The organism is Streptomyces sp. NPDC003943 (assembly GCF_053605265.1).
This window is the reverse complement of record NZ_JBSGIW010000090.1, coordinates 13,481-32,725: the sequence shown is the minus strand read 5'-3', so window position 1 is coordinate 32,725 and position 19,245 is coordinate 13,481. Positions and strand designations below refer to the sequence as shown.

The window sequence follows — 19,245 nt, the reverse complement described above, 5'->3', positions numbered from 1 at the left end:
CCGCGTTGTGCGCGAGCACGGCGTTCTCGTCGGCCCGGAAGGCGTTCGGCGGCAGCCGCCGACCGGCCGACCGCATGCTTGCATACATAATCCGACGGCTCTTCGCCGTCGTCGTGATGCTGCTCGTCGTCACCCTGGTGACGCTCAGCATCTTCTTCCTCATCCCCAAGATGACCGGCAGCGATCCTGCCGCGATGTTCGTCGGCAAGCAGGCGGATCCGGCCTCCATCGAGGGCATCCGGCAGAAGCTGGGCCTCGGTGACCCGATCCTGGTGCAGTTCTGGCACTTCGTCTCGGGCATCTTCGTCGGCCGCGACTACGTCGGCGGCGGCGACAGCATCCACTGCGCGGCGCCGTGCTTCGGCTACTCGTTCCGCACCGACCAGGACGTGTCGTCCATGCTGGTCGACGCCTTCCCCGTGACCCTCTCCATGGTCATCGGCGCCGCCGTGCTGTGGCTGGTCATGGGTGTGGCCACCGGTGTCGTCTCCGCGCTCAAGCGGGGCACGATCATCGACCGGGCCGCGATGATCACGGCGCTCGCCGGTGTCTCGCTCCCCATCTTCTTCACCGCCATGCTGGCGATGCTCGTCTTCCGCACCCAGCTGGGCTGGCTCGACGCCACGTACGTGCCGATCACCGAGTCCGTCGGCGGCTGGTTCGCCGGCCTGCTGCTGCCCTGGGTGACGCTCGCCTTCCTGTACGCGGCGATGTACGCGCGGCTCACCCGCGCCACCATGCTCGAGGTCCTGGGCGAGGACTACATCCGTACCGCCCGTGCCAAGGGCCTCCCGGAGCCGGTCGTGCTCGGCAAGCACGCCATGCGCTCCACCATGACCCCGATCCTGACCATCTTCGGCATGGACCTCGGCGCCCTCGTCGGCGGCGCGATCCTCACCGAGACCGCGTTCAACCTCAAGGGGCTCGGCGGCCTCGCCATCAAGGGCGTGAGCGAGCGCGACCTGCCGATCATCCTGGCGGTCACCCTCATCACCGCCGCCTGCGTCGTCCTCGCGAACCTCGTGGTCGACCTGCTGTACGCCGTGATCGACCCCCGAGTGAGGCTCGCATGACCGACAAGCTCACCAAGACCGGCGCTGCCGTGGGAGAGCCGGTCGCCTCCGCCGGGAACGCCCCGTCGGACGCCTTCCTCGACGTCCGCGACCTGAAGATCCACTTCCCGACCGACGACGGCCTGGTCAAGTCCGTCGACGGCCTCACCTTCCAGCTGGAGAAGGGCAAGACCCTCGGCATCGTCGGCGAGTCCGGCTCCGGCAAGTCGGTCACCTCGCTCGGCATCATGGGCCTGCACACCGTCGGCCAGTACGGCCGGCAGAAGGCCCGGATCTCCGGCGAGATCTGGCTGAACGGGCGCGAGCTGCTCTCCGCGAACCCGGACGAGGTGCGCCGGATGCGCGGCCGCGAGATGGCGATGATCTTCCAGGACCCGCTGTCCGCGATGCACCCGTACTACACGGTCGGCAACCAGATCGTGGAGGCGTACCGCGTCCACCACAACGTCGACAAGAAGACGGCGAAGAAGCGGGCGGTCGAACTCCTCGACCGGGTCGGCATCCCCGAGCCGGCCAAGCGCTTCGACAACTACCCGCACGAGTTCTCCGGCGGCATGCGCCAGCGCGCGATGATCGCGATGGCGCTGGTGAACAACCCCGAGCTGCTCATCGCGGACGAGCCGACCACCGCGCTCGACGTCACCGTCCAGGCCCAGATCCTCGACCTGATCCGGGACCTGCAGAAGGAGTTCGGCTCCGCGGTCATCATCATCACGCACGACCTCGGCGTGGTCGCCGAGATCGCCGACGACATCCTCGTGATGTACGGCGGCCGGTGCGTGGAGCGCGGCACGGCCGAGGACGTCTTCTACGAGCCGAAGCACCCCTACACCTGGGGTCTGCTCGGCTCCATGCCGCGCATCGACCGCGAGCAGACCGACCGGCTCATCCCGGTCAAGGGCAACCCGCCCAGCCTCATCAACGTCCCCAGCGGCTGCGCCTTCAACCCGCGCTGCCCGTACGCGGACGTGCCCAAGGACGGCATCACCCGGACCGTACGCCCCGAGCTGACGGAGTCCCAGGACGGTAGCCGGCACTTCTCCGCCTGCCACATGTCGCAGGAGGAGCGGACCCGGATCTGGACCGAAGAGATTGCGCCGAAGCTGTGAGCGACACCAAGGCCGTGAGTGACATGGAACCCCTGCTGAAGGTGACGGGCCTGCAGAAGCACTTCCCCATCAGGAAGGGCCTGCTGCAGCGCCAGACCGGCGCGGTCAAGGCGGTCGACGGGATCGACTTCGAGGTCTACCCCGGTGAGACCCTCGGCGTCGTCGGCGAGTCCGGCTGCGGCAAGTCGACGATGGGCCGGCTGATCACCCGGCTTCTCGAACCGACGGACGGCCGGATCGAGTTCGAGGGCACGGACATCTCCCACCTCGGGGTGGCGAAGATGCGTCCGCTGCGCCGCGACATCCAGATGATCTTCCAGGACCCGTACGGCTCGCTGAACCCGCGCCACACGGTCGGCACGATCATCTCGGCCCCCTTCCACCTCCAGGGCGTCGTGCCCGAGGGCGGTGTGAAGAAGGAGGTCCAGCGGCTGCTCGGGCTCGTCGGCCTCAACCCGGAGCACTACAACCGCTACCCGCACGAGTTCTCCGGCGGCCAGCGCCAGCGCATCGGCATCGCCCGCGCGCTCGCCCTCAAGCCGAAGCTCGTGGTCGCGGACGAGCCCGTCTCCGCCCTGGACGTCTCCATCCAGGCGCAGGTCGTCAACCTCCTGGACGACCTCCAGGAGGAGCTGGGCCTCACGTACGTGATCATCGCGCACGACCTGTCGGTCATCCGGCACGTCTCCGACCGCATCGCGGTCATGTACCTGGGCAAGGTCGTCGAGCTCGCCGACCGCAAGTCCCTGTACGAGTCGCCGATGCACCCGTACACCCGCGCGCTGATGTCCGCGGTCCCGATCCCGGACCCGCGCCGCCGGGGCCAGAAGAACGACCGCATCCTGCTGACCGGTGACGTCCCGTCCCCGATCGCCCCGCCGGCCGGCTGCCGCTTCCACACCCGCTGCTGGAAGGCGACCGAGGTCTGCAAGACCCAGGAGCCCCCGCTCCTGGAGCTCCGCCCGGGCCAGCGCGTGGCGTGCCACCACCCGGAGAACGCGGAGGGGGTGACGGTGCCGGCGGCGCGTGAGTCGGTGGAGGTCACGATCACCAAGAAGCCGGCGGAGCCGGAGACTCCCGAGGCTGCTCCCGAGACCGCTCCCGAGACCGCTCCGGAGGACGCCGCCCCGGCGGAGCCGGCGGAGAAGTCTCCCGAGGCGTGAGTACGAGTGAGGCCCCTGCCGCGTGCCGCGGCAGGGGCCTCACGTGCGCGACCGCACCGGAACAACCAGGACAATGGGGCGGTGCTCCACGATCTGTTCAACCCGTCCGTCCAACACGCCCTGGACCTCGTCGGCATCTTCGTCTTCGCGATCTCCGGCGCCCTGCTCGCCGTCCGCAAGAACTTCGACGTCTTCGGCATCGCCGTCCTGGCCGAGGTCACGGCCCTCGGCGGCGGCCTCTTCCGCGACCTGATCATCGGCGCCGTACCCCCGGCCGCCTTCACCGATCTCGGCTACTTCCTGATGCCACTGGTCGCGACCGTGCTGGTGTTCTTCCTCCACCCGGAGGTCGAGCGCACCCAGACCGCCGTCAACGTCTTCGACGCGGCCGGTCTGGGCCTGTTCTGCGTGACCGGCACGACCAAGGCGTACGACTACGGGCTCGGCCTCACCTCCTCCGCGGCGCTAGGCCTCGCCACGGCCGTCGGCGGCGGTGTGCTGCGCGACGTGCTGGCCAACGAGGTGCCGTCGCTGCTCCGCTGGGACCGCGACCTGTACGCGGTGCCGGCCATCGTGGGCGCGACGATCGTGGTGCTCGCCATCCGCTTCGACGTGCTCAACGCGTACACGAGCGGCGCGGCCGTGCTCACCGCGTTCCTGCTGCGCCTCCTGGCCATGCGCTACCACTGGCGGGCGCCGCGCGCCTGGAACCGGCGGTCGAGCGCACGGGAGGAGCCCGAGAACGGGAATCAGAACCCGAACCAGAGCCAAAAAGCTACCGCTTAGTAGCTGAGCGCTGTACCGTTTCAGCCATGAGCACGAGCAGCATCGAGACGACGAGCGGCACGACGAGCGGTACGACGAGCGAGTTCGACCGCGACACCGCAGTCACCCTCCGCGAGCCCGGCGTCTACGACGCCGAGCTGTCCGCCGGCTGGACGATCATCGCCGCCGTCAACGGCGGCTACCTCCTGGCGCTCCTCGGCCGCGCACTCGGCGACCACCTGCCGCACCCGGACCCGTTCACGATCTCGGCGCACTACCTGACGCCGTCCGTGCCGGGCCCGGCGGTCATCCGCACCGAGACCGTCCGCACCGGCCGCACGCTCTCCACCGGCCAGGCGTCCCTCTTCCAGTACGCGGAGGACGGCACCGAGGTCGAGCGCATCCGCGTGCTCGCCTCCTACGGCGACCTGGACGCGCTCCCGGACGACGTCCGCACCTCCGCGGCGCCGCCCGCCTTCGCCCCGATCGACCAGTGCCTCGGCACCTCCGACGGCCCGACCCCGCAGATCCCGGGCTCGTCCGCCATCGCCGACCGCCTCGACCTCAGGCTCGACCCGGCGACGGTCGGCTGGGCGGTCGGCGCGCCGTCCGGCAAGGGCGAGATGCGCGGCTGGTTCGGCCTCGCGGACGGCCGCGAGCCCGACGCGCTGTCCCTGCTGCTCACGGTCGACGCCCTGCCGCCGACCTCCTTCGAGCTCGGCCTCAAGGGCTGGACCCCCACCGTCGAACTCACCACCCACATCCGCTGCCGCCCCGCCCCGGGCCCCCTGCGCGTCTCCATCACCACCCGCAACCTCGCGGGCGGCTTCCTGGAGGAGGACGCCGAGGTCTGGGACTCCGCGGACCGGCTGGTGGCCCAGTCGAGGCAGCTGGCGCGGGCCCCGCGCGGCTGACGGACGGGCCGGGACGCTCACCCGGTGCGGTGGATGTACTGCGGCAACGGCACCACACGCCCGTGCCGCGCGCGCCGTACGGGGAAGGCATGCCTCCGGTGCCGACGACCGCGGCACATCCGCACCCGCCGGAGGAGGCCGCGATGCCCGACGAGGAACCGCAGCACGACGACGAGAAGGAGCCCCCGCCGCCGCTCCCGGCGGACCGGGCGCAGGCCCGGACCGGCCGGAGCGCGACCGAGGAGTTCCCGGCCGCCCCGCTCGTCGAACTGCACCGGAGCTGGCCCGCCGACGGGGACGAGGTCTCCCTCACCACGCGCCTGAAGAACGGCACCCTGGTGGTGCAGACCTCACCCCGGTCCCTGGGCCGGCTGTCGGAGCCGCCGCCGCTCATCGCCGAACCGGTCCCGCGGGACACCCGGCCGGCGAGCGCCGGGTCGAGCGCGGGCCACCACCCGGCCCACCTGCCCCTCAGCTACAAGCCGGAACTGGTGGAACAGCCCCGGCCGCAGGAGATCCGCGAGGACAACGACATCCCCAACTCGGTGTTCGCGCCGGACACCCGCTACCTCTTCCGCGACACCTCGTTCCCGTGGTGCACGGCCGGACGCGTGGACACCGCCGGCGGCTCCTGCACGGGCACGATGATCGGCCGCCGCCTCATGGTCACCGGCTCCCACTGCATGCAGTGGACCGACTCCGGCGCGGGCTGGGTCAAGTTCACCCCCGCCTACTACAACGGCGCCGAGCCGTTCGGCGCCGCCTGGGGCGAGCGGGTCATCTACTGGCAGAAGGCCGACGCCTCGGACGGTCTGAGCGACCAGGAGACCGCGTTCGACTACGTCGTGATCGTCCTGGACAGCCCCATCGGGGACCTGACCGGCTACGTCGGCTACCGCACCTACGCCCAGTCCTGGAACGACGGCAGCTACTGGCAGCAGATCGGCTACCCCGGCGACCTCTCCGGCAGCCAGCGCCCCGCCTTCTTCTCGCCGGGCGCGATCACCTCGGTCCAGTCCCACTCCGCGAGCGGCCAGGAGGGGTACGTACTCGGCCACTTCATGGACACCTCGCCCGGCCACTCCGGCGGACCGTACTGGGGCTGGTGGGGCGAGGAACCCTGGCCCCGCCTCGTCGGCACCGACAGCACGAGCCCCCAGCGCCCCGGCAACGACACGAGCGGGGACAACGAGGCGGGAGGCGGACCGGCCCTTTCCTCGCTGATCTCCTACGCGCGACAGCACTATCCCTGACGGGGGGAGGGGGAGGCCGGCCTAAACCGGCCAGGCGCTCGCCGCCCGCGGCCCGCCTCGTAGAATCGTTGCCACCATGGCTTACCTCGACCACGCCGCGACCACGCCCATGCTGCCCGAGGCGATCGAGGCGATGACCGCCCAGCTCGCCGTCACGGGCAACGCCTCCTCGCTGCACGCCGCCGGCCGGCGCGCCCGGCGGACCGTCGAGGAGGCCCGCGAGACGCTCGCGGGCGCGCTCGGCGCGCGGCCCAGCGAGGTCGTGTTCACCTCGGGCGGCACCGAGGCGGACAACCTCGCCGTGAAGGGCCTGTACTGGGCCCGGCGGGCCGCCGACCCGCGCCGCGTCCGGGTCCTCGCGAGCCCCGTGGAGCACCACGCCGTCCTCGACGCCGTCGACTGGCTGGCCACCCACGAGGGCGCCACCGTCGAGTACCTGCCCGTCGACGCGTACGGCCGCGTGCACCCCGACGCGCTGCGCGAGGCCATCGCCCGCGACCCGGACTCGGTCGCCCTCGCCACCGTCATGTGGGCGAACAACGAGATCGGCACGCTCATGCCGGTCCGTGAACTCGCGGACGTGGCCGCCGAGTTCGGCGTACCGCTGCACGCCGACGCCGTCCAGGCGTTCGGCCAGGTCCCGGTCGGCTTCGCCGACTCCGGCCTCGCCGCGATGACCGTCTCCGGCCACAAGATCGGCGGCCCGTACGGCATCGGCGCGCTGCTCCTCGGCCGCGAGTACACCCCCGTCCCCGTCCTGCACGGCGGCGGCCAGGAGCGCCACGTCCGCTCCGGCACCCTCGACGTGCCCGCCGTCGCCGCGTTCGCCGTCGCGGGCCGGCTCGCGGACGAGGGCCGCGAGGAGTTCGCCCGCACGGTCGGCGCGCTGCGCGACGAACTCGTCACCGCCGTCCGCACCGCCGTCCCCGACGCGATCCTCGGCGGCGACCCGGTCGACCGGCTCCCCGCCAACGCGCACTTCAGCTTCCCCGGCTGCGAGGGCGACTCGCTGCTGCTGCTCCTCGACGCCGCCGGCATCGAGTGCTCCACCGGCTCCGCCTGCACCGCCGGCATCGCCCAGCCCAGCCACGTGCTGCTCGCCACCGGCGCCGACCCGGACCTGGCCCGCGGCACGCTGCGCTTCAGCCTCGGCCACACCTCCACCAAGGAGGACGTGGCGGCCGTCGCCGAGGCGATCGGCCCGGCGGTGGAGCGGGCGCGGACCGCCGGCCTCAGCTGAGCCCGGACCGTTCCCGTCTCACGAGCGCCATGTACCGGGGCCAGTCCCAGTGCGGCCCCGGGTCCGTGTGGTCGGTGCCCGGCACCTCCACGTGCCCGATGATGTGCTCCCGGTCCACGGGTATCCCGTACCGCGCGCAGATGTCCGCCGTGAGCCGCGCCGACGCCGCGTACATCGCCGGCGTGAAGTCCTGCGGCCGGTCGACGAAGCCCTCGTGCTCGATGCCGATGCTGCGCTCGTTCATGTCCCGGTTCCCGGCGTGGAAGGCCACGTCGAGCTCCCGGATCATCTGCGCGATGTGCCCGTCCCTGCGGACCACGTAGTGCGCGGCGGCTCCGTGCCCCGGGTCCTTGAAGACCCGCAGGGCGGAGGCGTAGCTGCCCTGGACGACATGGATCACGACCCGGTCGATCACGTAGTCGTCGGGGCGGTCGGCGCGCCGCCAGTTGTAGCGGGACGCCGCCGTCCACTCGGCGCCCTTGTGGTCGAGCACGCCCTCGACCCGCTTGCGCTCGACGCCGGGCAGCCGCCAGTAGAGGCGCGCCAGCTCGTCGCGGGCGAGCGCGACCGTGCCGACGACGGCGACCGTGCCGCCGAGCAGGAAGGCCCGCCGCCCGGGCCCGCCCTTCTTGGCAGGCGCCTTCTTCCCGCTGCTGCCCCCGGCCCCGCCCCTGCTCCCGGCCGCGCTCTTCTTCGCGGGCGCTTTCCCGCCGCCCTTGCTCCCGGCCCCGCCCTTGCCCTGCCCCTGGTTCCCCATGTGATCGAGAACGCTCACTCCCACGACCACGGTTCCCCGGCCCGTACCCCCACGGGCCCCGTACCCTGGTAGGGCTATGACTCAGACCCCGCCGCAGCGCCCCCTCGACCGCCCCCTCCGGGTCCTCGCCGCCATGTCGGGCGGAGTGGACTCCGCCGTCGCCGCCGCCCGTGCCGCCGAGGCGGGCCACGACGTCACCGGCGTGCACCTGGCCCTCTCCGCCAACCCGCAGTCCTTCCGTACCGGAGCGCGGGGCTGCTGCACCATCGAGGACTCGCGCGACGCCCGGCGGGCCGCCGACGTCATCGGCATCCCGTTCTACGTGTGGGACCTGGCCGAGCGGTTCCGCGAGGACGTCGTCGACGACTTCGTCGCCGAGTACGAGGCGGGCCGCACGCCCAACCCGTGCCTGCGCTGCAACGAGAAGATCAAGTTCGCCGCGCTCCTCGACAAGGCGCTCGCCCTCGGCTTCGACGCCGTCTGCACCGGCCACTACGCCACCGTCGTGCTGCGCGAGGACGGCACCCGCGAGCTGCACCGGGCCTCCGACATGGCCAAGGACCAGTCGTACGTGCTCGGAGTGCTCGACGAGAAGCAGCTCGCCCACGCCATGTTCCCGCTCGGCGACACCGTCACCACCAAGGACGAGATCCGGGCCGAGGCGGAGCGGCGCGGCCTCGCCGTCGCCAAGAAGCCCGACAGCCACGACATCTGCTTCATCGCGGACGGCGACACCCAGGGCTTCCTCGCCAAGCACCTGGGTACGGCGGAGGGCGACATCGTCGACGAGTCCGGCACGAAGGTGGGCAGCCACACCGGCGCCTACGGCTTCACCATCGGCCAGCGCAAGGGCCTGCGCATCGGGCACCCGGCGCCGGACGGCAAGCCGCGCTACGTCCTCGACATCTCGCCGGTGAACAACACCGTCACCGTCGGCCCCGCCGAGGCGCTCGACGTCACCGCCCTCACCGCCATCAAGCCCCGCTGGTGCGGCACCGCCCCCGAGGGCCCCGGCCGCTACACGGCCCAGCTCCGCGCCCACGGCGACGAGACCCCGGTCAGCGCGGCGATGACGGACGGCGAGCTGTCCGTCACCTTCGACGCGCCGGTCCGGGGCGTGGCCCCCGGCCAGGCCATCGTGCTCTACGACGGCACGCGGGTCGTCGGCTCGGCGACGATCGCGACGACCGTGCGGCGCACGGCCGAACCGGCCGCGCAGGCCTGACGCCCGGTCAGCCGCCCGTCGGCTCCTCCGCGTAGAAGTCGGCCAGGACCGGCGCGAGCACGTGCGGGGACACCTCGTGCGTCTGACCGGTCAGCGTGCGGTGCCGGCCGCGCGGGACGGCCGCCGCGACCGTACGGGCCGCCCGCCGCGTCCACGACGGGCTCGCGCCGCCGTCGACCACGAGGACGCGCGCGGGCACCCGGCCCAGCTGTACGGCCGCCCCGGCGCGGTACGACGGCTCGTACACCGACACCGGCCCGACCGGCACCCCGGCCGCCGCCGCGGCCAGGGCGAGCGCCCCGCCCGACGCCGTGCCGTGCACCGCCGCCGTACCCACCGCGCCCGCGCCCACCGCGTCGACGAGCGCCGCCAGATCGGCGATCTCCCGCTCCACCTCGCCGGCCCCGGGCCCGGAGCGCCGCTCGTACGCCACCACCGGGAACCGGCGCGCCAGCAGCCCGGCGAGCACGGACTGGCCCCCGTCCGCCCCGCCCACCAGGATCAGCGGCGGCCCGCCCACGTCCCCGTCCCCGTACCGCTCGTACGCGATCCGCGTCCCGTCCTGCGCCCTGACCAGGCCCCTGGCCCGGCACGGCGTGGTCCTCACCTCGTCCATGGCAGTGCAGACCGGCGCAGCGCCCGGAACTCATCGCTCGCGCGCGGAACTTCCCGGAGAAGTTCCGCTGTCAGTGCGAGCACCTACGGTGGAGCCCATGAATATCTGCGTCTTCCTCTCCGCCGCCGACCTCGACGACCGCTACACCGTGCCCGCCCGCGACTTCGCCAAGCGCCTCGGCAAGGCGGGCCACACCCTGGTCTGGGGCGGCTCCGACACGGGCCTGATGAAGGTCGTCGCGGACGGCGTGGAAGAGGCCGGCGGCCGTCTGGTCGGCGTCTCCGTCGACTTCCTCGCGGCGAAGGCCCGCCCGGTAGCCGACCAGATGGTCGTCGCCAAGGACCTCGCCGAGCGGAAGGCGCTGCTCCTCGCCAAGTCCGACGCGATCGTCGTCATGGTCGGCGGCACCGGCACCCTCGACGAGGCCACCGAGATCCTGGAACTGAAGAAGCACGGCAAGCACACCAAGCCCGTCGTCCTCCTCAACACGGCCGGCTTCTACGACGGCCTCAAGACCCAGTTCCGGCGCATGGAGGAGGAGGGCTTCCTCCCGATACCGCTGACCGACCTCGTGTTCTTCGCCGAGGACGGGGCGGCGGCGCTGGCGTACCTGGAGGAGACGGTCTCCTCCCGCGGCTGATGCGAGTCCCGTCGATGATGCGAGCATGGGGGCCATGGCTACACATGTGATCACCGGAGCCGGCTCCGGCATCGGCGCCGCCGTCGCGCGGCGGCTGCACGCGCGCGGGGACGAGCTCGTGCTGCACGCGCGGAACGCGGCGCGGGCGAAGGAGCTGGCGGGCGAGTTCCCCGGGGCGCGGACGCTGGTGGGGGACCTGGCGGATCCCGACCGGCTGTCGTGGGCGTTCTCGCACCAGACGCTGCCGGAGCGGGTGGACACGCTGCTGCACATCGCGGGAGTCGTCGACCTAGGGCCGGTCGGGGAGCTGACGCCGAAGACCTGGCACCACCAGCTCAATGTCAACCTGGTCGCGCCGGCCGAGCTGACCCGGCACTTCCTGCCGCTGCTGCGGGTCTCCAAGGGCCATGTGCTGTTCGTGAACTCCGGCGCCGGGCTCAACGCGCACGCCGAGTGGGGCGCGTACGCCGCCTCCAAGCACGGGCTGAAGGCGCTCGCCGACTCGCTGCGGCACGAGGAGCACACCAACGGGGTGCGGGTGACGTCGGTGTACCCGGGGCGGACGGCCAGCCCCATGCAGGCGAAGGTGCACCAGCAGGAGGGCAAGGAGTACGACCCCGAGCGCTGGATCGACCCGGAGTCGGTGGCGACGACCATCGTCATGGCGATCGACCTGCCGCGTGACGCCGAGGTCAACGACCTGACCGTGCGCCCGGGGCGCTGACGCGGATGACGGGGGCGGAGGGCAGGAACGTCGTATCGGGCGGGACGCAGGGGACTGTCGTCCAGGCCGGGCACATCGAGCACCTCGTCGTGCACCAGGCCCCGCCGCCCGCCGACGAGGTGACCGTCGCCCCGCCCTTCGGGCGGCGCGGCACCCCGCTGCGGGGCCGCGGGGAGCTGCTGGGCCGGCTGCGCGCCGCCTCCGGCACGCACGTGCTGTACGGGCTCGGCGGCGTCGGCAAGACCAGCCTCGCCCTGGAGGTCGCCGACGTCCTCGCGCGCGGCGGCGCGCCCGTGTGGTGGGTGGCCGCCCAGGACGCCGGACGGCTCGCGGGCGGGCTGCGCGCGGTGGCCCGCCGGGTCGGCGTCCGCGAGGACGAACTGGCGAGCGGCCAGACCGCCGACCTCCTGTGGGAACGGCTCGCCGCCCTGCCCGGCCCCTGGCTCCTCGTCCTCGACAACGCCGATGACCTCGGACTGCTCGACGGGCCCGGCTCCCTCGCCGCCGGTACGGGCTGGGTCCGCGCGCCCGACGGTGCGGCCGGCCTCGTCCTCGTCACCACCCGCGACGGCGACCCCGCCGCCTGGGGCACCGGCCCCGTACTCCATCCGCTCGGCGCGCTGCCGGTCGACGAGGGCGCCCGTGCCCTCGTCGACCGGGCGGGGGAGGCGGCCGGGCCCGAGACGGACGCCGAGCTGCTCTCCGTACGCCTCGGAGGGCTGCCGCTCGCCCTGGACAGCGCCGGGCGCTACCTGGCCTCGGTCGCCGAACGCCCCGCGTTCCTGCGGGCAGCCGACGAGCCCGCCACGTACGGCGCCTATCTCACCGCCCTCGGTACGGGAGACCTCGCCGTCGACCGCGACGGCACCCTCGCCCGGATCTGGGCCATGTCCCTCCGGCTCCTCCACGACCGCGGCCACGTCCGCGCGGAGGACGTCCTCCGCCTCCTCGCCGGCTTCGCCGACGCGCCCGTACCGCTGCGGGTGTTCGCCCCGGAACGGATCGCGATTCCGCCGGGGGAGCTGTGGGCCTGCCTGCAGGCACTGGACCGGCTGGGGCTCGCCGCTCTGCGGATGGACGGAGAGCCGGTGGTGACGGTGCATCCGCTGGTGCGGGACGCGTACCGGGGCGAGCGGGAGGCGTTGTCGGCGGCGCTGGCGCGGGAGATCGAGGCGCCGGAGAAGCGCGGGGCGCTGTGGCCCCTGCTCGTGCCGCACCTGCTGGACGGGCTCGGGCCCGGCACCCCGGCGGAGGTCTGGGAGGCGGCAGTCCTGGCCGTGCGGTCGCTCGCCGTCCAGGGGCTGGTCAGGGGCGCGGCCGGCGCCGGGCACGCCGTACGGGACGGTGTCGCGCTCGATCTGACGGAAAGTCACCCCGTCACTCGGGAGGCCCGTCTCCAGCACGGGCGGAACCTGCTGTCCCTCAGTGGCGGCGGGCCCGCCCTCGCGGTGCTCGACCCGCTGGCCGACGAGTGCGCGCGTGAGCTCGGACCGGACGAACCCTTCACCCTCCAGGTGCGTCACGAGCGGGCCATCGCCCGCTCGCTGTGCGGCGACTTCGAAGCCGCCCGCGCGGAGAACGCCGAGGTCCTCCGGTCCCGGCTGCTCGTGCTCGGCCCTGACCACGAGCAGACCTTGCAAACCCGCCACAACCTCGCGATGAGCCTCGCCGTCCTCGGCCGGACGCGGGAGGCCCTCGCCGAGCTGGAGGCCGTCCTCGAAGCGGAGACGAGGGTTCATGGCCCGGAGCACCCCGACACCCTCACCAGCCGGGAGAACCGGGCCTGTCTGCTGCGGAACGCCGGTGACCCCGACGCGGCGCGCCCCGAGTTCGAGGCCGTCGCCGAGGCCCGGCTCCGGCTGGTCGGGCCCGACCATCCCAACACCCTGACCGCCCGCTTCAACCTCGCCACCGTCCTCGACCCCGCCTCCGCCGTCCCCGAGCTCACCGCCGTCCTCGACGCCCGCACCCGTGTCCTCGGCCCCGACCACCCGGTCACCGTCTCCACCCGCGCGACCCTGGAGCGCACGGCACGTACGCTTCCCGGGTGAGCGAGAAGAACGATTTCCCCTGGGCCGCCGCCACCGGCGTCGGCTCCCTCCCCGGCACCGACGCCCGCGAAGCCGCCAAGACCGTCACCGGGTCCTTCGAGGACTTCCCGTTCCTCGCCGAGCTGCCCGCCCGCGGGCCCGGCGCCGACATGATCGGGCGGACCACGGGGCTGCTCGCGGAGCTGTACGCGCACGTGGAGCCGAGCGGGTGGCGGATCAGCGACCGGCCCGGGCGGGACACCCGGCGGGCCCGCTCCTGGCTGGGCGAGGACCTGGACGCCCTGGAGGAGTTCACACAGGGGTACGAGGGCGCGCTCAAGGTGCAGGCGGTCGGGCCGTGGACGCTCGCCGCGGCGCTCGAACTGCACGGCGGAGAGGCCGCGCTGTCGGATGCCGGGGCCTGCCGGGACCTGGCCGCGTCGCTCGCGGAGGGGCTGCGCGGGCACCTGGCCGACGTGCGCAAGCGGGTGCCCGGGGCCAGGGTCGTGCTGCAGCTCGACGAGCCCTCGCTGACCGCCGTGCTCCTCGGCCAGGTCCGTACCGCCAGCGGCTACCGCACCCACCGGGCCGTCGACCGGCAGGTCGTGGAGGCGGCGCTGCGGGACGTGATCGGCGTCCACGACGGACCCGTCGTCGTGCACTCGTGCGCGCCGGGGGTGCCGTTCGCGCTGCTGCGGCGGGCCGGGGCGGCGGGCGTGTCGTTCGACTTCTCGCTCCTCACCGAGCGTGACGAGGAGCCGATCGGGGAGGCGGTGGAGGCCGGGACCAAGCTCTTCGCCGGTGTGGTGCCGTCCACCGACCCGGCGTCGGGGGCATTGTCAGACCCGGGCGGTAGCGTCATGGGTGTCAGGACGCTGTGGCGCAGGCTGGGGCTGAATCCGGGGACTCTCGCCGAGTCCGTGGTGGTCACCCCGGCCTGCGGTCTCGCGGGTGCCACGCCGGCATACGCCCGCAAGGCGCTCGCGCACTGCGTCCGGGCGGCGAGATCGCTCGCGGACAACCCAGAGTGACCGGGGTCGTAAGCACGGGAGGACGGACGAAGGTGGCAGTCGAACAGGGGGCCCCCGCCGAGGCGCGGGAGAAGCACGCCGAGCTGGCGGAGCAGGTCGAGGAGCACCGCTTCCGGTACTACGTGAAGGACCAGCCGGTCATCAGCGACGCGGAGTTCGACAAGCTCCTGCGCGCCCTGGAGGCGCTGGAGGAGCAGTATCCGGAGCTGCGCACGCCCGACTCGCCGACCCAGAAGGTCGCCGGGTCGTACGAGACGGACTTCGCGTCCGTGCAGCACCGGGAGCGGATGCTGTCGCTGGACAACGCGTTCGACGACGAGGAGCTGGCCGCCTGGGCCGAGCGGATCGCCAAGGACGTCGGCACGGGCGACTACCACTTCCTGTGCGAGCTGAAGGTCGACGGCCTGGCCGTGAACCTCACGTACGAGAAGGGGCGGCTGACCCGCGCGGCGACCCGCGGCGACGGCCGCACCGGCGAGGACATCACGCCGAACGTGCGGACGATCGCGGACATCCCCGACCGGCTGCGCGGCGAGCGCGTCCCGGACCTGGTGGAGATCCGCGGCGAGGTCTACTTCCCGATGGAGGCGTTCGAGGGGCTGAACGCGCGCCTGGTCGAGGCCGGCGACAAGCCCTTCGCCAATCCGCGCAACGCGGCGGCGGGCTCGCTGCGGCAGAAGGACCCCAAGGTGACGGCGACCCGGCCGCTGCACATGGTGGTGCACGGGATCGGCGCCCGGGACGGCCTGGAGATCGCCCGCCTCTCGGACGCGTACGAGCTGCTGCACGAGTGGGGCCTGCCCACCGCCCGGCACAACAAGGTGGTCGACTCGCTCGGCGGGGTCCGCGAGTTCATCGCGTACTTCGGCGAGAACCGGCACTCCGTCGAGCACGAGATCGACGGTGTCGTCGTCAAGCTCGACGAGATCCCGCTCCAGGGCCGGCTCGGCTCCACGGCCCGCGCCCCGCGCTGGGCCATCGCGTGGAAGTACGCGCCGGAGGAGGTCAACACCAAGCTGGTCGACATCAAGGTCGGCGTCGGCCGCACCGGCCGCGTCACGCCGTACGCGCAGGTGGAGCCGGTGACGGTGGCCGGCTCCGAGGTCGAGTTCGCCACCCTGCACAACCAGGACGTGGTGAAGGCCAAGGGCGTGCTGATCGGCGACACCGTGGTGCTGCGCAAGGCCGGTGACGTCATCCCGGAGATCCTCGGCCCGGTCGCGGACCTGCGGGACGGCACCGAGCGCGAGTTCGTGATGCCGGCCGAGTGCCCCGAGTGCGGCACGCCGCTGAAGCCGATGAAGGAGGGCGACATCGACCTGCGCTGCCCCAACGCGCAGTCGTGCCCCGCCCAGCTGCGCGAGCGGCTGTTCTTCCTGGCCGGCCGCCAGTGCCTCGACATCGAGAACTTCGGCATGGTCGCGGCGGCGGCGCTCACCCGTCCGCTCGAACCGGCCGAGCCGCCGATCCTCGACGAGGGCGATCTGTTCGACCTGACGATCGAGCAGCTGCTGCCGATCAGGGCGTACGTCCTCGACCCGGACAGCGGGCTGCCGAAGCGCGACCCGAAGACCGGCGAGGAGAAGATCGCCTCCGTCTTCGCCAACCAGAAGGGCGAGCCGAAGAAGAACGCCCTGGCCATGCTGGCGAACATCGAGGCGGCCAAGACCCGGCCGCTGGCCCGGTTCATCAACGGCCTGTCGATCCGTCACGTCGGTCCGGTGGCGGCCGAGGCGCTGGCCCGCGAGTTCCGCTCCCTGGAGCGGATCGAGCAGGCGACGGAGGAGGAGCTCGCCGCGGTCGACGGCGTGGGCGGGATCATCGCCGCCGCGGTGAAGCAGTGGTTCGCCGAGGAGTGGCACCGCGAGATCGTGCGCAAGTGGCGCGCGGCCGGGGTGAGCTTCGAGGACGAGGGCGCCGGCGAGGAGCAGGGGCCGCGGCCGCTCGACGGGCTGACCGTGGTCGTCACCGGCACCCTGCAGAACTACACCAGGGATGGCGCAAAAGAATCGCTCCAGGCCCAAGGAGCGAAGGTGACGGGTTCCGTTTCGAAGAAGACGGCCTTCGTGGTCGTCGGTGACAACCCGGGATCCAAGTACGACAAGGCGATGCAGCTGAAGGTTCCGGTTCTCGACGAGGACGGGTTCGTCGTGCTGCTCGAACAAGGTCCCGAAGCCGCTCAGGAGGCCGCGCTGCCCGTCCCGGAGTAGCCGGCGGGCCGTCGGCGGGAGGGCAGGACGGGCGGCGGCCGGGGCGGCCGCCCGAAGCGCCGACGGGCCCTGAAAGCTCACCCGTTCGGCGCATACCAGATCGTTACGGGTGGCCGGGTCGCATTCGGGCAAGACATGGAGAGCGCTGCCCGTAGCGGCCTTCGGCGGCCTAGTGTGGTGACCGTGCGTCCGCCGCGCACGGCCGCGCGAGGGACCCTGCCGGCGTGTGCGGGAGCAGGACGCGCACTACCCCCTTGAGAGGGACGGGAATGAAACCGACCGAGAGCGCCGCCCCGGTCGCACGGCCCCAGGGCCGAGCGGCCTTCGTGGGCATCACCTCAGGGCTCCCCGGAGCCCTGCTGGGCATCGCCGCCGTCGCACTCACCGCCGGGCTCTACCACGCGCTGAGCACCGGCCAGGCCCTCTTCCCCGGCGGCGCCCCCGGCTGGTCGCTCGCCGTCCTCACCGGCCTCATCGTCGGCCATCTGGTCGCGCTCGGCCGCGACCGCTGGTGGGGCGGCACCGGTTCCGGCGCCGCCCTCACCCTGGCCGTCCTGCTCCTCTACGGCTGGGTGCCGGCCTGTCTGGTCTCGCTCGCCGTCGTCGTGCTCGTCGCCGCCGCCCGCCGGCACCGCTGGCGCCAGGGCCTGCTGCACGGCGCGGTCGACGTCATCGGCACCGGCGCCGCCGCCCTCGTCCTCGCCACCTTCGGGTCCGCCCCCACCGTCGCGCGGCCCTGGCAGCCCCTCGACTGGGGGATCGGGGCCGTACCGGAAGTGGCGCTCGCCGCCGTCGCCTATCTCGTGGCGACCCGGATGCTGCTGTGGTATGCGCTCGCGCCCCAGGGCGGCGGACTGCCCACGGCCGCCCGCAGCGCCCTGCTCCGCCAGGGCCTGGTCGCCGTCGCGCTGCTCGCCATCGCCCCGCTGATCTGCGTCGTCGCCGCCTCCCGGCCGCCGCTGCTGCCGCTCTTCGCGGTCCCCCTCATCGCCCTCGACTCCACCCTGTGGATCGCCCGCGCCCGCGCCGAGGAGCAGCTGCGCGACCCGCTCACCGGACTGCCCAACCGCCAGTGGCTCCTGGAGCGCACCTGGACCGCACTGGAGGAGGCCGAGGGCGAAGGCCTCCGCTCCGCCCTCGTACTGATCGACCTCGACCGCTTCCGCTCGGTCAACGACACCCTCGGGCACCTCGCCGGCGACCGGCTGCTGCTCCAGATCGCCGAACGGCTGCGGCTCGCCCTGCCCCGCGGCGCCGAGGCCGCCCGGCTCGGCGGCGACGAGTTCGCCGTGCTGCTCCCCACCGCCGACTCCACCACCAGCGCCCAGCGGGTCGCCCGCCACCTCGTCGCCGAGCTGTCCTCGCCGCTCGACCTGGACGGGCTCACCCTCGTCCTGGAGGCCAGCGCCGGCGTCGCCGTCTTCCCCGAGCACGCCCTCGACGCCGAGGGCCTGCTGCGCCGCGCCGACGTGGCGATGTACCAGGCCAAGCGGGACCGCACCGGCGTCGAGGTGTACGAGTCCAAGCGCGACTCCAACACCCCCGACCGGCTCGGACTCCTCGGCGACCTGCGCCGCGCCCTCGACGCCGGCGAGGTCGAGCTGCACTACCAGCCCAAGGTCCGCTTCGACGGCCAGGTCGCCGGCCTGGAGGCCCTGGTCCGCTGGGTCCACCCGGAGCGCGGCAAGGTCCCGCCGGACGAGTTCATCGCCATCGCCGAGTCCTCCGGCCTGATGCCCCACCTGACCGAGTACGTCCTGGAGACCGCTCTCGCCCAGGTGGCCCGCTGGCGCGCCCAGGGCCTCAACGTGCCCGTCGCCGTCAACGTCTCGCCGCGCGACGTCCACACCCCCGGCTTCGCCGGCGCCGTCGCCGCCCGGCTCGCCCGGCACGGCGTCCCGGCCGGCGCGCTCCAGCTGGAGATAACGGAGCACGTCCTCCTGGAGGACCCGCAGCGGGCCGCCGACACCATGGCCGGCCTCACCGGCCACGGCGTCAAGATGTCGCTCGACGACTTCGGCACCGGCTACTCCTCCCTGGTGCACCTGCGCCGCCTCCCGGTGAGCGAACTGAAGATCGACCGCTCCTTCGTCGCCCGGCTCGCCGTCGACACCGAGGACGCCGAGATCGTCCGCTGCACCGTCGACCTCGCCCACTCCCTCGGCCTCCTCGTGGTCGCCGAGGGCGTCGAGGACGACGAGACCTGGGAGCGCCTGCGCGACCTGGGCTGCGACGCCGTCCAGGGCTGGCTGGTGGCCGCCGCCATGCCGCCCGCCGAGACCACCGCCTGGCTGCGCGCCCGGGGGGAGCACGGCTGGCGCCGCCCCTCGGAGATCGCGGCGAGCGCGGCGATCGTGGACGTCGAGCACCCCTCCGGACACGTCGTCCAGTAGCCGCGAAGCCCCGCCGCCGACGGTCCGCGGGGCAAACCGTTTCACGGGCAGCGGTGCGGGCCCCATAGGATTGGGCCAACACCATCAAACTCACCCCGTGAG

16 protein-coding genes are annotated in these 19,245 nt (G+C 73.1%); 14 read left to right on the top strand and 2 right to left on the bottom strand.

Translation table 11 applies throughout. The features are described from left to right. Positions 1 to 74: 74 nt before the first annotated feature. From ACWEV0_RS29320 to ACWEV0_RS29290, 7 genes are all read left to right on the top strand, one after another. Positions 75 to 1,073, top strand: coding sequence for an ABC transporter permease (locus ACWEV0_RS29320; protein ID WP_453152642.1), 999 nt, complete (start codon positions 75 to 77; stop codon positions 1,071 to 1,073). Continuing rightward, positions 1,070 to 2,182, top strand: a complete 1,113-nt coding sequence (locus tag ACWEV0_RS29315) for an ABC transporter ATP-binding protein (RefSeq protein WP_453152638.1) — start codon at positions 1,070 to 1,072, stop codon at positions 2,180 to 2,182. The genes ACWEV0_RS29320 and ACWEV0_RS29315 overlap by 4 nt, the downstream gene beginning before the upstream one ends. A 23-nt stretch (positions 2,183 to 2,205) precedes the next feature. Then, positions 2,206 to 3,345: a dipeptide ABC transporter ATP-binding protein gene (locus tag ACWEV0_RS29310; RefSeq protein ID WP_453152641.1), complete on the top strand. Its 1,140-nt coding sequence runs from the start codon at positions 2,206 to 2,208 to the stop codon at positions 3,343 to 3,345. 81 nt (positions 3,346 to 3,426) lie between these two features. Beyond that, a complete protein-coding gene (locus ACWEV0_RS29305; protein ID WP_453152637.1) occupies positions 3,427 to 4,131 on the top strand; it encodes a trimeric intracellular cation channel family protein in 705 nt (234 codons plus the stop codon). A gap of 26 nt (positions 4,132 to 4,157) precedes the next feature. Then, positions 4,158 to 5,024 (top strand): thioesterase family protein, encoded by an 867-nt coding sequence (locus tag ACWEV0_RS29300; protein WP_453152636.1) that lies wholly within the window; start codon positions 4,158 to 4,160, stop codon positions 5,022 to 5,024. 143 nt (positions 5,025 to 5,167) lie between these two features. After that, positions 5,168 to 6,277 (top strand): trypsin-like serine peptidase, encoded by a 1,110-nt coding sequence (locus tag ACWEV0_RS29295; protein ID WP_453152635.1) that lies wholly within the window; start codon positions 5,168 to 5,170, stop codon positions 6,275 to 6,277. 76 nt (positions 6,278 to 6,353) lie between these two features. After that, positions 6,354 to 7,517 carry a cysteine desulfurase family protein gene (locus tag ACWEV0_RS29290; RefSeq protein WP_453152634.1) on the top strand — a complete coding sequence of 388 codons (1,164 nt, stop codon included), beginning with the start codon at positions 6,354 to 6,356 and terminating at the stop codon, positions 7,515 to 7,517. Here ACWEV0_RS29290 and ACWEV0_RS29285 read toward each other — a convergent pair. Continuing rightward, positions 7,510 to 8,274 (bottom strand): N-acetylmuramoyl-L-alanine amidase, encoded by a 765-nt coding sequence (locus ACWEV0_RS29285; RefSeq protein ID WP_453152640.1) that lies wholly within the window; start codon positions 8,272 to 8,274, stop codon positions 7,510 to 7,512. The two genes, ACWEV0_RS29290 and ACWEV0_RS29285, sit on opposite strands and share 8 nt — an antisense overlap. A 76-nt stretch (positions 8,275 to 8,350) precedes the next feature. On the opposite strand from ACWEV0_RS29285, the gene mnmA reads away from it, so the two are divergent. After that, entirely contained in the window at positions 8,351 to 9,499 is a 1,149-nt protein-coding gene (gene mnmA, locus ACWEV0_RS29280; RefSeq protein WP_453152633.1) for a tRNA 2-thiouridine(34) synthase MnmA, read from the top strand. Positions 9,500 to 9,506: 7 nt separating this feature from the next. Here the strand turns inward: mnmA and ACWEV0_RS29275 are convergent, their stop codons facing one another. After that, positions 9,507 to 10,115, bottom strand: coding sequence for an alpha/beta fold hydrolase (locus ACWEV0_RS29275; protein ID WP_453152632.1), 609 nt, complete (start codon positions 10,113 to 10,115; stop codon positions 9,507 to 9,509). A 97-nt stretch (positions 10,116 to 10,212) separates the two neighbouring features. On the opposite strand from ACWEV0_RS29275, the gene ACWEV0_RS29270 reads away from it, so the two are divergent. The 6 genes from ACWEV0_RS29270 (at position 10,213) to ACWEV0_RS29245 (ending at position 19,143) form a co-directional block, all read left to right on the top strand. Beyond that, positions 10,213 to 10,755, top strand: coding sequence for an LOG family protein (locus tag ACWEV0_RS29270; RefSeq protein ID WP_453152631.1), 543 nt, complete (start codon positions 10,213 to 10,215; stop codon positions 10,753 to 10,755). A 25-nt stretch (positions 10,756 to 10,780) separates the two neighbouring features. Then, the gene (locus ACWEV0_RS29265; protein ID WP_453152629.1) at positions 10,781 to 11,479 is read left to right on the top strand and encodes an SDR family oxidoreductase; all 699 of its coding nucleotides are present in this window, start codon (positions 10,781 to 10,783) and stop codon (positions 11,477 to 11,479) included. Positions 11,480 to 11,484: 5 nt separating this feature from the next. After that, complete coding sequence (locus ACWEV0_RS29260) at positions 11,485 to 13,530, top strand: tetratricopeptide repeat protein (RefSeq protein ID WP_453152628.1); 2,046 nt, start codon at positions 11,485 to 11,487, stop codon at positions 13,528 to 13,530. After that, a complete protein-coding gene (locus tag ACWEV0_RS29255) occupies positions 13,527 to 14,540 on the top strand; it encodes a methionine synthase (protein ID WP_453152627.1) in 1,014 nt (337 codons plus the stop codon). The genes ACWEV0_RS29260 and ACWEV0_RS29255 overlap by 4 nt, the downstream gene beginning before the upstream one ends. 32 nt (positions 14,541 to 14,572) lie before the next feature. Continuing rightward, positions 14,573 to 16,750: an NAD-dependent DNA ligase LigA gene (ligA, locus tag ACWEV0_RS29250; protein ID WP_453152626.1), complete on the top strand. Its 2,178-nt coding sequence runs from the start codon at positions 14,573 to 14,575 to the stop codon at positions 16,748 to 16,750. Between the two features lie 269 nt (positions 16,751 to 17,019). Continuing rightward, positions 17,020 to 19,143, top strand: a complete 2,124-nt coding sequence (locus tag ACWEV0_RS29245) for a putative bifunctional diguanylate cyclase/phosphodiesterase (protein ID WP_453152624.1) — start codon at positions 17,020 to 17,022, stop codon at positions 19,141 to 19,143. Positions 19,144 to 19,245 lie beyond the last annotated feature (102 nt).

What these genes read in the sequence shown, in the direction of transcription:
- ACWEV0_RS29320 (WP_453152642.1), top strand. Translation starts at nt 75, where the DNA reads ATGCTTGCATACATAATCCGACGGCTCTTCGCCGTCGTCGTGATGCTG.
- ACWEV0_RS29315 (WP_453152638.1), top strand. Translation starts at nt 1,070, where the DNA reads ATGACCGACAAGCTCACCAAGACCGGCGCTGCCGTGGGAGAGCCGGTC.
- ACWEV0_RS29310 (WP_453152641.1), top strand. Translation starts at nt 2,206, where the DNA reads ATGGAACCCCTGCTGAAGGTGACGGGCCTGCAGAAGCACTTCCCCATC.
- ACWEV0_RS29300 (WP_453152636.1), top strand. Translation starts at nt 4,158, where the DNA reads ATGAGCACGAGCAGCATCGAGACGACGAGCGGCACGACGAGCGGTACG.
- ACWEV0_RS29295 (WP_453152635.1), top strand. Translation starts at nt 5,168, where the DNA reads ATGCCCGACGAGGAACCGCAGCACGACGACGAGAAGGAGCCCCCGCCG.
- ACWEV0_RS29290 (WP_453152634.1), top strand. Translation starts at nt 6,354, where the DNA reads ATGGCTTACCTCGACCACGCCGCGACCACGCCCATGCTGCCCGAGGCG.
- ACWEV0_RS29285 (WP_453152640.1), bottom strand. Translation starts at nt 8,274, where the DNA reads ATGGGGAACCAGGGGCAGGGCAAGGGCGGGGCCGGGAGCAAGGGCGGC.
- mnmA (WP_453152633.1), top strand. Translation starts at nt 8,351, where the DNA reads ATGACTCAGACCCCGCCGCAGCGCCCCCTCGACCGCCCCCTCCGGGTC.
- ACWEV0_RS29275 (WP_453152632.1), bottom strand. Translation starts at nt 10,115, where the DNA reads ATGGACGAGGTGAGGACCACGCCGTGCCGGGCCAGGGGCCTGGTCAGG.
- ACWEV0_RS29270 (WP_453152631.1), top strand. Translation starts at nt 10,213, where the DNA reads ATGAATATCTGCGTCTTCCTCTCCGCCGCCGACCTCGACGACCGCTAC.
- ACWEV0_RS29265 (WP_453152629.1), top strand. Translation starts at nt 10,781, where the DNA reads ATGGGGGCCATGGCTACACATGTGATCACCGGAGCCGGCTCCGGCATC.
- ACWEV0_RS29260 (WP_453152628.1), top strand. Translation starts at nt 11,485, where the DNA reads ATGACGGGGGCGGAGGGCAGGAACGTCGTATCGGGCGGGACGCAGGGG.
- ACWEV0_RS29245 (WP_453152624.1), top strand. Translation starts at nt 17,020, where the DNA reads ATGAAACCGACCGAGAGCGCCGCCCCGGTCGCACGGCCCCAGGGCCGA.